Here is a 13,854-nt window from a genome sequence, read left to right on the forward strand (position 1 = left end):
GTGTAACATTTATTTTCTATGAATACAAGGAAAGAAAATATGACAGAAGAACAACTTCAAAAAGCCTGGGAAGCATTGTTTGATGGGCAATATCATCTTGCGAAGCAATTAGTTTATCAAATAGAGCAAGACAATTATAGTACACTGAATTTAAAAGCATATATTGCTTTAGAAGAAAAAGATTTTGCGTTAGCCCGTCAATTTTTAAAAGACTATTATGCTCAAGCTGTGTCTGAAAAGAACCTAGAAGAACAGCACATAGGCTTACATCAACTAGCTATGGTCGAACGAGAAGAAGAACATTTTCAAAAGGCTTATGATTTGATAATGACAGAAGCTGCAATTATTATAGAGCATTTCCCTGATGATGTACTAAAGAAATCAGTCAATTTGTACGAACAAGGATATTTACAGTTCAAACTTGGAAATATTCATCTTGCAGAAGAGCTTTTGCAAGAAACACTAAATTTAGCATTGCAGACAGATGATTTAGTCAACCATGCTTGTGCTTATCGCGCCTTGGCTGAGGTAATGTTAGCTAAGAGAGATATAAAAAGAGCTAAGCTTTATGCACAAAAAGCACTGGCGTGTTTTGAAAAAGCAGGTGATGGCGTTGGAGCGACAGAGCTGAAGGGTTTGATGGCACAGATAAAGTAATAAGATGAAAATTTCATAATGTTTGTAAAATAAAGGTATTCTAATATAAAAATTAGAGTATTTTTATATCCATTTTAACGAACGATGAACTGAAATTTACTAAATAAGATTTTAGTTTATCAAAAAATCTTATATAATATAATCAAAAAATAATAAAAGAGGATTGATTATGAAGAAGAAAAAATAAATGTTTCTATTTTGTCGACATTGCTTAGTCTTAGTGCATTATGTCAATGGTGCATGTCTTTTCCAAGTTTCTACGATTGTTGATAAAGACAAGAATCTTGAAGGTGATGAATTTGTGGTTATTGATATGACGTCGCCAGAAATTATAAAAAAGACACTCACATAATATTCAAGGTGTTACGTTTAAAGATTCAATTTCAGAAATCAATAAAGTCAAGGCTAAATAAAAATGGAAGAATATTACTTCTTCCGTTTTTATTTTTAAAATTACATACTTGCTTACACAGAAATAAATTATTATTATCAAATTTACAAAAATATTGTTTTAAAATGCTGCTTATTGCGGTTGGTGTAAACCGCTATATAGAGTTCCCTTTATTTCTGTTTGGGTTGTTGTTTTGTGATATTCAATCCGAAAGGAATAAGGTTTTCTTGTTTCATCCGAATCCGATGAATATTATCTTTGTGCCGAACGATAATGATGAGCGCTAGTACAAGCACAATCATGGTAAAAAGCACATCGTAACGCGGCAATAGAAAGCCAAATAGTGGAAAAAAGACAACTCCCAAAATGGCAGAGGTAGCAGCTGTCACACTTGAAAAGGAAATCATACTAGTCAGATACAAGCAGCTGAAAAAGATGACAGCTAAATAAGTGAAGAAAGTCGGTGAAAATCCAAGAATGACGCCTGCGCTAGTTGCTACGGCTTTACCACCTTTAAATTCTGCAAAAATGGGAAAGGTATGCCCAAGAACGGCTAAAAGTCCAAAAACGAGAGGAGAAATACCGTTGATGTGAAGAAAAAGAGGCAATAGCGTCGCAAATGTTCCTTTAAAAAAGTCAAAAATAAAGGTGATGATTCCTGCTTTTTTCCCAAGGACACGAAAGGTATTGGTCGTTCCTGTGTTTCCGCTACCGTATTCGCGGAGATTTTTCTTGTAAAATATTTGTCCAATCCAAAGCCCGGCAGGGATTGAACCAATCAAATAAGCTGCTATCAATGTAAAAACTATCTTTATCATGCTTTTATTATACCATGAATTTTGATTTTGATAGTTGAACAACCAGAAATATTTTATAAAATTTGTCTAGGCTGACAAAATGGTGGTGAGAAGCAGAAAGAATACATTATTTTCTAAAAAACTTTGCAAAATTTGTTAAAAACTTGTAAGATAGAAAGGATGAATGATTCAGGAGGTTCCTTGTGACAAAAAAGGAAATCAATATTAATAATTACAATGATGATGCCATTCAAGTATTAGAAGGGTTAGACGCAGTTCGGAAGCGTCCTGGTATGTATATCGGCTCAACCGATGCAACTGGGCTTCACCATTTGGTTTGGGAAATCGTCGACAATGCAGTCGATGAAGCTTTGTCTGGTTTTGGCGACAAGATTGATGTGACGATTAACAAGGATGGGAGTTTGAGTGTTACGGACCATGGACGTGGGATGCCGGTTGGTGTGCACGCGATGGGAATCCCAACTGTTGAGGTTATTTTTACGGTACTGCATGCAGGCGGAAAATTCGGTCAGGGCGGTTACAAGACATCGGGAGGCTTACACGGGGTTGGTTCTTCTGTGGTCAATGCGCTGTCTAGTTGGTTAGAAGTTGAAATCACACGTGACGGTACAATTTATAAACAACGTTTTGAAAATGGTGGAAAGCCAGCAACAACTTTGAAGAAAATTGGGACAGCAGCTAAGTCCAAATCTGGTACGAAAGTGACTTTCATGCCAGATGATACGATTTTCTCAACGATTGATTTTAAATATAATACAATCGCAGAGCGGCTTAATGAATCGGCCTTTTTGCTCAAAAACGTTCACCTTTCTCTGACAGATGAGCGAACGGGCGAGTCTGTTGATTTTCATTATGAAAATGGGGTGCAAGATTTTGTTAGCTATCTGAATGAAGATAAGGAAACATTGACACCAGTTCTTTATTTCGAGGGAGAAGAGGGCGGTTTTCAGGTAGAGGTGGCTCTCCAGTACAATGACGGTTACTCAGACAATATCCTTTCTTTTGTCAATAACGTCCGCACCAAGGACGGCGGAACGCACGAGACGGGCCTCAAGTCAGCCATTACCAAGGTCATGAATGACTATGCGAGAAAGACCGGTTTGCTGAAAGAAAAGGATAAAAATCTGGAAGGTTCTGACTACCGTGAAGGCTTGGCAGCTGTGTTGTCTATCTTGGTGCCGGAAGAGCATTTGCAGTTTGAGGGTCAGACCAAGGACAAGCTAGGTAGTCCACTGGCTCGTCCTGCAGTTGATTCGATTGTGTCCGACAAATTGACCTTCTTCTTGCTGGAAAATGGCGAATTGGCGTCTAATCTGATCCGCAAGGCAATCAAGGCAAGAGATGCACGCGAGGCAGCCCGCAAGGCGAGAGATGAAAGCCGTAATGGCAGGAAAAACAAGAAAGACAAGGGATTGCTGTCTGGGAAATTAACACCAGCCCAATCCAAAAATCCAGCTAAAAACGAACTCTATCTGGTCGAAGGAGATTCTGCGGGTGGGTCTGCCAAACAGGGTCGTGACCGCAAGTTTCAGGCTATTCTGCCTCTCCGCGGTAAGGTTATCAATACTGCCAAGGCTAAAATGGCAGATATTCTCAAAAACGAAGAAATTAACACCATGATTTACACTATTGGTGCAGGTGTTGGCTCGGACTTCTCTCTAGAAGATGCCAACTATGACAAGATTATCATCATGACTGATGCTGATACGGACGGAGCCCATATCCAGACGCTCTTGTTGACCTTCTTTTACCGCTATATGCGTCCGCTGGTTGAAGCAGGACATGTCTATATCGCTCTGCCGCCGCTTTATAAGATGTCTAAAGGCAAAGGCAAAAATGAAGTTGTCGAATATGCTTGGACAGACGGTGAGTTAGAAGATTTGCGCAAGAAATTTGGCAAAGGTGCCACGCTGCAGCGCTACAAAGGTCTGGGGGAAATGAACGCCGACCAGCTCTGGGAAACCACCATGAATCCTGAAAATCGTACCCTTATCCGTGTCACCATCGAAGACCTCGCTCGTGCCGAGCGCCGCGTCAATGTCCTCATGGGCGACAAAGTCCCACCCCGCCGTAAATGGATTGAAGATAATGTCAAGTTTACGCTGGAGGAGACGACTGTTTTTAGTAAATAGGAGGAGATTTATGAAAAAAGAATGGATAAATGATATTGTTAATGCAATTAATTCAACAGATTGGATTTCAAACAGTATACAAATTTTATTAGGACTTTTGACAATTGTAGTTCCAATAATCTATGCAACTTGGGTTTCAAAAAGAGAAACTAAAGAACTTGACAAGCGTCAGGAGAGACTTGAAAAAGCTATAGGACTTTTATCTGAATATCAGATTAAAATTGGCTTGTATGAGAAAAGACTTCAACTATATCACTTTTTTAAGGATTTAGGTGATAAATGGGATTTTCTATATAAAAGAAGTTCGTCAAAAAATAGCTCCACGGATGTTGCTTTATTTGTTACTTTAAATTATTTTTGTCAAGAACTTTTAGAAAAAAATCCAAAAATTATGGAGTATTCTGATGAAGATATTGACAGTTTAGTTTTTACATTGACAGAAAATCATAATAACTTAATAACAAATTTTGAAAATCTGGAGATTTATTTTTCTTTTTCTGATGATCATAGGAATTTAGTGAAAGAAATAAAGAATAATTTTATCGAAATTTATAGAAAACTACTTGAATGTTTTAACACTTTGAAAAATGAAAAAAGACTAAACTCATGTCCTGACATTGAAGTGAGAACATTATATGAGATATTCCAAAGAGAAGAATATTTCTCCATACTAGATTTTTTTAAAAATGAATTAGTTCCTAGTATTAATATATAGGACAAATTCTGAATATTATTCAGAAGCGCAACTTTACCTGCACAAAACATCTCTCATTCAAACTCTCTGGTAAGCAATTTTTGTTTTCGGACAAGCTCGCTAGAGCAAAAGTAAAGTCGTTCAACTTTCGGACAAGCGACTTTTCAGCAAATCCCGATTATTCTGTTTTCGGACAAGAGTTTTTGGATCAAAAGACGAACGCTCCAATTTCGGACGAACGGTTTTTGAGTAAAAAGCCTTTTCCGAAACTGAATAATGTAAAAATGATATGAAATAGATTAGAATTTAAAAGAATTAGGAGAAAATAATGAAATTGACATACGGAATCACTACATTGGACACGAAAACTCTGGATAAAAGTGAATTTTCCCAGCTCATGACCGAGTCGAAAGAGGCGATTGCTGCTTTTAACAAGGCGCACAAGGTGGAAAGTATTTATACGAGTAAGCTGGAAGAGATGAGCCAGCATTTGACTAAGTTTCAGGAGGGGCTTCATCAGACGAAAGCTAGTCGCTTGGTGACCAGTTTAGACCAAACCGACCGCGAGCGAGACGATGCTTTAGGTACGCTGACTGCTTTGGTGCGGGCATTTTCACGAGTCAAGGAGACTGCGACCAAAGAAGCCTACGATACCTTGGCAGGCTTGCTGAAAAATTACGCAGGGATTGCGGCTGCCAACTATGAAAAAGAGACAGAGGGCATCAACCACCTGCTCCAAGAGTTGAAGAAATCGACTTATCAAACGGCGCTGGCAAAACTGCACTTGGAAGCTCATGTGGAAAGCTTGATGACTGCGCAAAAGCGGTTTGAGGAAGCCTATAAGGAGCGCTTGACCGAGTTGAAAGGCAAAGTGCCTAGCCAAAGCAAGCAACTCCGCATTCAGTTACAAGAAATCTACGATTTCCTGTTGGATTTCACCGCTATCATGACCTACGCTTACCCAGAAAGAACGCACTACGCAGATCTTCGCGACCAACTCAACACCATTCGCAGCCGCTACAAAAAACGCAAAGTGGTGAAGAAGACAGAACCCACACAACCAGAAGGGCAGAAGTAAGAAGAACTGTTTAATTTAATTAACAAAAAAACAAGGAAAGGAGTAGCGCAATGACTCTTGATAACAAACTGGGTTTGACAGATTCGATTGAACTAGCGAAGATGGAAGAAAAAATCAGTAAGGCACGCGCCAAACAGCTTTTTGAAGATAAAGTTCTTAATGACAAGAAAGCTGGGACTTATGAAACATTGGCTTTTATTCATAAGTTTCTCTTTGAGGAGATCTACGATTTTGCTGGTCAGATTCGCACATTCAATCTTGCTAAGGGCGATTTTCGCCTTGCGCCTGTCATGTATCTAACAGCTTCCTTAGAGCACATTGACAGTATGCCACAAGAGACTTTTGAGCAGATTGTTGAAAAATATGTCGAGATGAACGTTGCTCATCCTTTTCGTGAGGGCAATGGTCGGAGCATGAGGCTTTGGCTAGACCATCTGCTAAAAGAAAAGCTAGGACAGGTGATTGACTGGTCGCAGGTAGATAAAGAAGACTATCTCCTTGCCATGGAACGCAGTCCTATCCGCGATACCGAAATCAAACACGTCCTTCGCCAAGCTCTCACCAGCCAAATCAATGACCGCAAACTCTACATGAAAGGCATTGACTACAGTTATTACTACGAAGGCTACAGCCTTTACCGGACTGGGGGAGCTCTAGCAAAAAAGGCAGGTGCTCCCATGAGAACTGAAAGTGAAATGTTAGATTTGATTTTGCAAACCGCAAAAGTGCTAAAAGTCGACGCTGTTGCCATGTCCGGCTCGCGGACAAATCCAGATGCTCCCAAGGACGAGTTTCAAGACTATGATGTGGTCTACATTGTGGAGGATTTGGATGGACTGGTAGCTGACCTTGCTTGGTTGGAAAGGTTTGGCAAGCGCATTATTGAGCAGCATAACCTACTAGACCATCGCCGTCTCTACTTGATGCTCTTTGAAGATGGTAATCGGATAGATTTGACCCTTTGCCCTAAGGAGCACATTAAAGAGTGGGTGGATAGCGAAGCAGACTTTATGGTGTTGGACGACCAACAGGGACTTTTTCAACCCTATACCCCCAGTCCCAAACGCTATTGGACAAAACCAGCAAGTGCGGATGACTTTGCAAAATCTTGTAATGAATTCTGGTGGGTTTCAGCTTACGTTGTCAAAGGCATTCAGAGACAACAATTTGTTTATGCAGCAGATCATCTCTATGGTATCTGTCAGAAAGAATTGCTCAAGCTTCTAGCTTGGCAAGTGGCAGCGGACAAGGGAGTGATTGATGTAGGCAAGAACTATAAGTATCTGTTTCAGTATTTTCCCGCGGAGAAGGAGGAGGCCTTCACAGCCCTACTTGATTTCTCCGACCAAGAAAAGCTCACCCAGTCTCTGTTGGCTACCTTGAACTTTTTCCATAAAGAAGCTCAAAGTTTTGCCAAAAAGACAGGTTTTCTCTATGACAAAGAAACAGCAGAGAAGATGCTGGCATATGCCAAGGAGAAGTTGGGAATGGGCGAGTGATTGTTAATTATATCAAATACAAATGCGAGTTTGTGAAAAGTGTAAATGATTAATTACCTGCTCGCCTAATCTAGCAGTTGCCGCTGTAAGTAGTAGATATAAAATCACCAAGTGATTTTATATCAGGGGATCTGAGAGACTCTGGCTCTCAGATTAGCCATGAAACCGTAGGTTTGCTAGCGTCCTATGTTACCTAAGGCAGCTACCCCCCTTTTTATTCTAAAGAAAGGAATTGAACACGGGATTAATTTCTTAGGAAAAAAGATAAATCGCTTTGGGTTCATCGAGTCCTGCATCGATTTCCTATTTTTCTAGAGAAATTTTCGGCAAGCCGAAACGTCCCTTTGTATCTTATGTCTAATATTCAAAACATGTCTTTAGAAGACATTATGGGAGAGCGTTTTGGACGCTACTCCAAATACATTATTCAGGAGCGGGCTTTGCCCGACATTCGTGACGGACTGAAGCCCGTGCAGCGTCGTATTCTTTATTCTATGAATAAGGACGGCAATACCTTTGACAAGGGCTACCGCAAGTCTGCAAAGTCTGTCGGAAACATTATGGGGAATTTTCACCCGCATGGTGACAGCTCCATTTACGACGCCATGGTCCGCATGTCTCAGGATTGGAAGAACCGCGAGATTTTAGTGGAAATGCACGGAAATAATGGTTCTATGGACGGTGATCCGCCAGCGGCTATGCGTTATACTGAGGCGCGCTTGGCTGAGATTGCAGGTTACTTGCTGCAAGACATCGAAAAAGATACCGTACCTTTTGCTTGGAACTTTGACGATACGGAGAAAGAACCAACTGTATTGCCTGCTGCTTTTCCAAATCTTTTGGTTAATGGTGCGACGGGAATTTCTGCTGGTTATGCGACAGACATTCCGCCTCACAATCTGGCTGAAGTCATCGATGCAGTGGTTTATATGATTGATCATCCCAAAGCTAAGGTTGACAAACTCATGGAATTTCTGCCAGGTCCTGACTTCCCAACGGGAGCCATTGTACAAGGGCGAGATGAGATTAAGAAAGCCTATGAGACTGGAAAGGGGCGCGTCGTCGTGCGTTCTCGGACGGAAATTGAAAAGCTCAAAGGTGGCAAAGAGCAGATCGTTGTGACAGAGATTCCCTATGAGATTAACAAGGCTGTTCTGGTCAAGAAGATTGATGATGTTCGGGTCAATAGCAAGGTAGCTGGTATTGCAGAAGTGCGGGATGAGTCTGACCGCGATGGGCTTCGTATTGCCATTGAGCTGAAAAAGGATGCCAATACCGAGCTAATTCTTAATTACCTTTTTAAATATACGGACCTGCAGATTAACTACAATTTCAACATGGTGGCGATTGATCATTTCACACCACGTTTGGTAGGAATTGTACCAATCTTGACCAGCTACATTGCTCACCGCAAGGAGATTATTCTGGCTCGCAGCCGTTTTGACAAGACCAAGGCTGAGAAGCGCTTGCATATCGTAGAAGGTTTGATTCGAGTGATTTCTATCTTGGATGAAGTGATTGCGCTCATTCGTGCATCGGAAAATAAATCAGATGCGAAGGAAAATCTCAAAGTCAGCTATGATTTTACCGAGGAGCAGGCTGAAGCCATTGTCACCCTCCAACTTTATCGCTTAACCAATACTGACGTAGTTGTTCTGGAGGAGGAAGAAGCAGAGCTGCGCGATAAAATTGCGATGCTTTCTGCTATTATCGGTGATGAGCGCACCATGTATAACCTCATGAAGCGTGAGCTCCGCGATGTCAAAAAGAAATTTGGTAATCCTCGTCTTAGTGAATTGCAAGATACGGCAAATGCCATCGAGATTGATACAGCGAGTCTGATTGTGGAAGAAGAAACTTTTGTTAGCGTTACTCGTGGCGGTTACCTCAAACGCACTAGTCCGCGCTCTTTCAATTCATCAACAGTTGATGAGGTCGGTAAGCGGGATGATGATCGTCTGGTTTTTGTCAGCTCGGCGAAAACTACTCAGCATCTTTTGATTTTTACCAACCTTGGCAATGTCATCTATCGACCGATTCATGAACTGGCAGACATTCGCTGGAAAGAAATCGGGGAACACCTCAGTCAGACTATTACTAATTTTGAGACGAATGAAGAAGTCATCTATACAGAATTGGTTGATAATTTTGACGAAGGAACTTATTTTGCGGTAACAAAACTAGGGCAAATCAAGCGCGTAGAGCGAAGAGAATTTAGTCCTTGGCGAACTTATAAGTCCAAGTCTATCAAGTTTGCTAAACTAAAAAATGAAGACGATCAAATTATCACCCTCTCTCCAATCAAGCTGGACGATGTCATGTTAGTGACTAAGAACGGTTATGCTCTTCGGTTCAATATCGAAGAAGTACCAATTGTGGGTGCCAAGGCAGCAGGTGTCAAAGCTATCAATCTCAAAAAAGATGATGTCCTAGCTACTGCTTTTATTGCCAATACTGATTCACTTTATATCTTGACTCAGAGAGGAGCGCTCAAGCGAATGGCAGTTGCAGACATTCCTGTGACTAGTCGAGCGAATCGTGGCTTGCAAGTGTTGCGCGATCTGAAGTCCAAGCCACATCGTGTCTTTCAAGCAGGTCCTGTCTTTGGGGAGCAGCCTGCAGAACTAGATCTCTTCAGTTCAGACAATCCAGCAGCAGAAGAAGAGCAGATCCTTTCTATTGTATCCAGCAAAGGAACGACTTACGAGGTGAATCTAGCTGATCTTGGTTTATCTGAAAGAACCAGCAATGGTAGTTTTATCTCAGATACCATTTCTGATGAAGAAGTGTTTTCTGCGAATCTTAAATAATTGAAAATCAGTCCAAGTGGCTGATTTTTTATTGTCGTTATAAACTGAAATTAAAAAATTTTCAGAATTTTGCAAAAAACCATTGAAAATATCTAAAAATAGTGTAAAATTAAAAACATAAGTTCAAAAAGGAGAATGTTATGTCAGTAAATCTTGATTGGGGAAACCTAGGCTTTTCCTATATGAAATTACCTTATCGTTATCTCGCTTATTATAAAAACGGTCAATGGGAAAAAGGAGAATTAACTGAAGATGCTACTTTGCATATGTCTGAATCTTCTCCCTGCCTTCATTATGGACAACAGGCTTTTGAGGGAATGAAAGCATATCGCACAAAAGATGGTAGCGTTCAACTATTTCGCCCGGATCAAAATGCAAAACGTCTACAACGTACCTCAGACCGGCTCTTAATGCCACAAGTTCCGACTGATATGTTTGTTGATGCAGTTAAGCAGGTTGTTCGTGCAAATGAAGAATACGTTCCACCGTATGGAACAGGAGGGACTCTTTATATTCGTCCGCTGTTGCTAGGTATCGGTGACATCATTGGCGTAAAACCAGCCGATGAATACATTTTTACTGTATTTGCTATGCCTGTTGGAAATTACTTTAAAGGAGGCTTGCAACCAACTAATTTTCTCATTCAAGAGGAATACGATCGTGCGGCTCCACATGGAACAGGTGCAGCTAAGGTAGGGGGGAACTATGCAGGAAGTTTTGTTCCTGGTCAATATGCGAAAACAAACGGATTTTCAGATGTAATCTATTTAGATCCTGCAACTCATACCAAAATTGAAGAGGTGGGTTCTGCCAATTTCTTTGGTATTACCGCAGATAATGAATTTATCACACCACTTAGCCCATCTATCCTGCCTTCTATCACAAAATACTCTCTTCTATACCTAGCAGAGCATCGTTTGGGCATGAAAGCTATTGAGGGGGATATTTTCATAGATGATCTAGATAAATTTGTCGAAGCAGGGGCTTGCGGCACAGCAGCGGTTATCTCTCCAATTGGTGGTGTTCAGCACGGTGATGAGTTTCATGTTTTTTATAGTGAAACAGAAGTTGGACCTGTTACTCGAAAACTTTATGATGAATTAACCGGCATCCAATTTGGCGATGTTAAAGCACCAGAAGGCTGGATCGTAAAAGTTTAAAAATGTTTGAAGCTATCTCTCGGTTGAGGTAGCTTTTATTGTCACATATCACTTGCTAGTTTTCCTATTTTTTTGTAAAATAGAGACTTGAAAGAGGTATATGATGAGTAAAAAAGATAAAAAGATTGAAATCCAATTGGCAGATAGCCGAGTCAAAGTAGGAACTGACCAGCACGAAGGTTATGTTCTATCAATTGGAAAAAAAGTCATTGGTCAAATTGCTGAGTTTAACGGGCAATTTGCTATCATAAAAAATGAAAATGTTGATAGTTTTTATAAAAAACTTGAAAATGCTGTGGAAAAATTGATTGAAACCTATAATTTGAGTAAATAAATGCTTGTATTTTCTTTTCATCAATGGTATAATGAATACTGTTGATTATACAGGAGAGGTAGCGAAGAGGCTAAACGCGGCGGACTGTAAATCCGCTCCTTCGGGTTCGGGGGTTCGAATCCCTCCCTCTCCATGAGCGTACTTAGTTTTTAATGGTATGACCACGTTCTTTTTTGGGGTATAGCCAAGCGGTAAGGCAAGGGACTTTGACTCCCTCATGCGTTGGTTCGAATCCAGCTACCCCAGTTCTTAGGTAATATATCAGATAAATGGTAAAATATCTTAGGGTATTTTATTTCTTTATAGGGTGAGAAACGTTAAAGATAGTTCAATGTCATTGCGGTGCTTAGGAAAAATATTATAAGTATGTCAAGCGAGAAATGCTTGATTGTTGGAGGATTTTTTTAGATGAATGAATTTGAAGATTTGCTAAATAGTGTTAGCCAAGTTGAGCCAGGCGACGTCGTTACTGCTGAAGTATTGACTGTTGATGCGAACCAAGCTAATGTTGCAATCGCTGGAACTGGTGTGGAAGGTGTTTTGACCCTTCGTGAATTGACAAACGATCGTGATGCTGACATTAACGACCTTGTAAAACCAGGTGAAACACTTGAATTGCTTGTTCTTCGTCAAGTAGTGGGTAAAGATACGGATACAGTTACTTACCTAGTATCTAAAAAACGTTTAGAAGCTCGCAAGGCATGGGACAAGTTGGTTGGACGTGAAGAAGAAGTTGTTACTGTAAAAGGGACTCGTGCTGTTAAAGGCGGACTTTCAGTAGAATTTGAGGGACTTCGTGGATTTATTCCTGCTTCAATGCTAGATACTCGTTTCGTTCGTAACACTGAACGTTTTGTAGGTCAAGAATTTGAAGCAAAAATTAAAGAAGTGGATCCAAAAGAAAATCGCTTTATCCTTTCACGTCGTGAAGTTGTAGAAGCTCAAGCAGCAGCAGCACGTGCTGAAGTGTTTGGTAAATTGGCTGTTGGTGACATCGTGACTGGGAAAGTTGCACGTATCACAAGCTTTGGTGCTTTTATTGATCTTGGTGGTGTTGACGGACTTGTTCATTTAACTGAATTGTCACATGAGCGCAATGTTTCACCAAAATCTGTTGTATCAGTTGGCGATGAAATCGAAGTAAAAGTTCTTGATTTGAATGAAGAAGAAGGTCGTGTATCGCTTTCTCTTAAAGCTACAACCCCTGGACCATGGGACGGTGTCGAACAAAAACTTGCTGCCGGTGATGTTATCGAAGGTACAGTTAAACGTTTAACAGATTTCGGTGCTTTTGTAGAAGTATTACCAGGTATTGACGGACTTGTCCATATTTCACAAATTTCACATAAACGTGTTGAAAATCCAAAAGATGTGCTTAAAGTCGGTCAGGAAGTAACTGTGAAAGTTCTTGATGTAAACGCTGATGCAGAACGTGTATCACTTTCTATCAAGGCTCTTGAAGAACGTCCAGCACAAGAAGATGACCAAAAAGAAAAACGTCAATCACGTCCTCGTCGTCAAAAACGTCAAGAAAAACGTGACTTTGAACTTCCAGAAACTCAAACTGGATTTTCAATGGCTGACTTATTTGGTGATATTGAATTATAATCAAATAAAAGGATTGGAATTTGTCATTTCAGTCCTTTTTTACTTGTTATTTTTATAAAATTTTTATATAATAAAATAGTTGCCACCCTTAGTGTAATGGATATCACGTAAGATTCCGGTTCTTGAGATGGGAGTTCGATTCTCTCAGGGTGGATTGTGTTTATTACTTGAAAGTCTTGTTTTATGCAAGATTTTTTATTTTTACAAAGGAGATTGCGAATGCCTATAAAATTGATTGCTCATGCTCTAATTGAAAAAGATGGAAAATATTTGCTTATTAAACGAAGTAAAATAAAACGTGGTTCTCCAAACATGTATCCAGAATATTGGGATATTCCAGGAGGTAGTGTGGAAGAAGACGAGTTGCCGCGAGAAGGTGCTGTACGAGAAGCGATGGAAGAAGTCAACCAAAAGATACAATTAAGTGAGATACTTCATGAGGATAGCTGTTACGATGATACAAAGGGCATCGTTTTTACGCGTCTAGTGTATAAGGCGAAATTGTTAGAATATAATAGAGAGATAAAACTTGATCCGGAAGAGCATACAACATTTCGCTGGATTCAGACCTTATCGGATATGAAAGAAGAAACTATTGTTCCATATTTAAACGATCTATTCAAATAAGTTATAAAGTAAGAGTCTGGGACAATAGTCCCTTTGCTATAAAAAA

At 40.1% G+C, this 13,854-nt stretch carries 11 protein-coding genes, 3 tRNA genes and 2 pseudogenes; 15 read left to right on the forward strand and 1 reads right to left on the reverse strand.

The window, feature by feature from the left end:
- The first annotated feature begins 39 nt into the window (after positions 1 to 39).
- Positions 40 to 657: a tetratricopeptide repeat protein gene (locus HMPREF2542_RS05215; RefSeq protein ID WP_058669559.1), complete on the forward strand. Its 618-nt coding sequence runs from the start codon at positions 40 to 42 to the stop codon at positions 655 to 657.
- Positions 658 to 844: 187 nt separating this feature from the next.
- Positions 845 to 1,009 (forward strand): hypothetical protein, encoded by a 165-nt coding sequence (locus HMPREF2542_RS09915; RefSeq protein ID WP_003030322.1) that lies wholly within the window; start codon positions 845 to 847, stop codon positions 1,007 to 1,009.
- Between the two features lie 209 nt (positions 1,010 to 1,218).
- Here HMPREF2542_RS09915 and plsY read toward each other — a convergent pair whose 3' ends face one another.
- Entirely contained in the window at positions 1,219 to 1,866 is a 648-nt protein-coding gene (plsY, locus tag HMPREF2542_RS05220) for a glycerol-3-phosphate 1-O-acyltransferase PlsY (RefSeq protein ID WP_070484462.1), read from the reverse strand.
- 182 nt (positions 1,867 to 2,048) lie between these two features.
- Here plsY and parE point away from each other — a divergent pair, with 182 nt between their 5' ends.
- The 13 genes and pseudogenes from parE (at position 2,049) to HMPREF2542_RS05280 (ending at position 13,808) form a co-directional block, all read left to right on the forward strand.
- Positions 2,049 to 3,998 (forward strand): DNA topoisomerase IV subunit B, encoded by a 1,950-nt coding sequence (gene parE / locus HMPREF2542_RS05225; protein WP_058669557.1) that lies wholly within the window; start codon positions 2,049 to 2,051, stop codon positions 3,996 to 3,998.
- A gap of 10 nt (positions 3,999 to 4,008) precedes the next feature.
- On the forward strand, positions 4,009 to 4,713 hold the full coding sequence (locus HMPREF2542_RS05230) for a hypothetical protein (protein ID WP_058669556.1): 705 nt from the start codon (positions 4,009 to 4,011) through the stop codon (positions 4,711 to 4,713).
- 307 nt (positions 4,714 to 5,020) lie between these two features.
- Positions 5,021 to 5,770, forward strand: a complete 750-nt coding sequence (locus HMPREF2542_RS05235) for a DUF6261 family protein (RefSeq protein ID WP_058669555.1) — start codon at positions 5,021 to 5,023, stop codon at positions 5,768 to 5,770.
- Positions 5,771 to 5,820: 50 nt separating this feature from the next.
- Positions 5,821 to 6,414: pseudogene (fic, locus tag HMPREF2542_RS09770) on the forward strand (protein adenylyltransferase Fic); the annotation flags it as partial.
- Positions 6,415 to 6,447: 33 nt separating this feature from the next.
- Complete coding sequence (locus HMPREF2542_RS09775) at positions 6,448 to 7,269, forward strand: aminoglycoside 6-adenylyltransferase (RefSeq protein ID WP_058670386.1); 822 nt, start codon at positions 6,448 to 6,450, stop codon at positions 7,267 to 7,269.
- Between the two features lie 353 nt (positions 7,270 to 7,622).
- Positions 7,623 to 10,079 carry a DNA topoisomerase IV subunit A gene (gene parC / locus HMPREF2542_RS05245; RefSeq protein ID WP_070484465.1) on the forward strand — a complete coding sequence of 819 codons (2,457 nt, stop codon included), beginning with the start codon at positions 7,623 to 7,625 and terminating at the stop codon, positions 10,077 to 10,079.
- Positions 10,080 to 10,216: 137 nt separating this feature from the next.
- Positions 10,217 to 11,239, forward strand: a pseudogene (locus tag HMPREF2542_RS05250) (branched-chain amino acid aminotransferase); the annotation flags it as partial.
- A 103-nt stretch (positions 11,240 to 11,342) separates the two neighbouring features.
- Positions 11,343 to 11,573 carry a DUF2969 domain-containing protein gene (locus tag HMPREF2542_RS05255; RefSeq protein ID WP_058669552.1) on the forward strand — a complete coding sequence of 77 codons (231 nt, stop codon included), beginning with the start codon at positions 11,343 to 11,345 and terminating at the stop codon, positions 11,571 to 11,573.
- Between the two features lie 52 nt (positions 11,574 to 11,625).
- Positions 11,626 to 11,706 (forward strand) — tRNA-Tyr (locus HMPREF2542_RS05260).
- A gap of 41 nt (positions 11,707 to 11,747) precedes the next feature.
- Positions 11,748 to 11,819, forward strand: a tRNA-Gln gene (locus tag HMPREF2542_RS05265).
- Positions 11,820 to 11,981: 162 nt separating this feature from the next.
- Complete coding sequence (rpsA, locus tag HMPREF2542_RS05270; protein WP_003069023.1) at positions 11,982 to 13,181, forward strand: 30S ribosomal protein S1; 1,200 nt, start codon at positions 11,982 to 11,984, stop codon at positions 13,179 to 13,181.
- An 82-nt stretch (positions 13,182 to 13,263) separates the two neighbouring features.
- A tRNA-Arg gene (locus tag HMPREF2542_RS05275) sits at positions 13,264 to 13,335 on the forward strand.
- 65 nt (positions 13,336 to 13,400) lie between these two features.
- Entirely contained in the window at positions 13,401 to 13,808 is a 408-nt protein-coding gene (locus HMPREF2542_RS05280) for an NUDIX hydrolase (RefSeq protein WP_058669551.1), read from the forward strand.
- Positions 13,809 to 13,854 lie beyond the last annotated feature (46 nt).

This window comes from Streptococcus sp. HMSC034B05, from assembly GCF_001809055.1.
GTDB lineage: Bacteria > Bacillota > Bacilli > Lactobacillales > Streptococcaceae > Streptococcus > Streptococcus constellatus.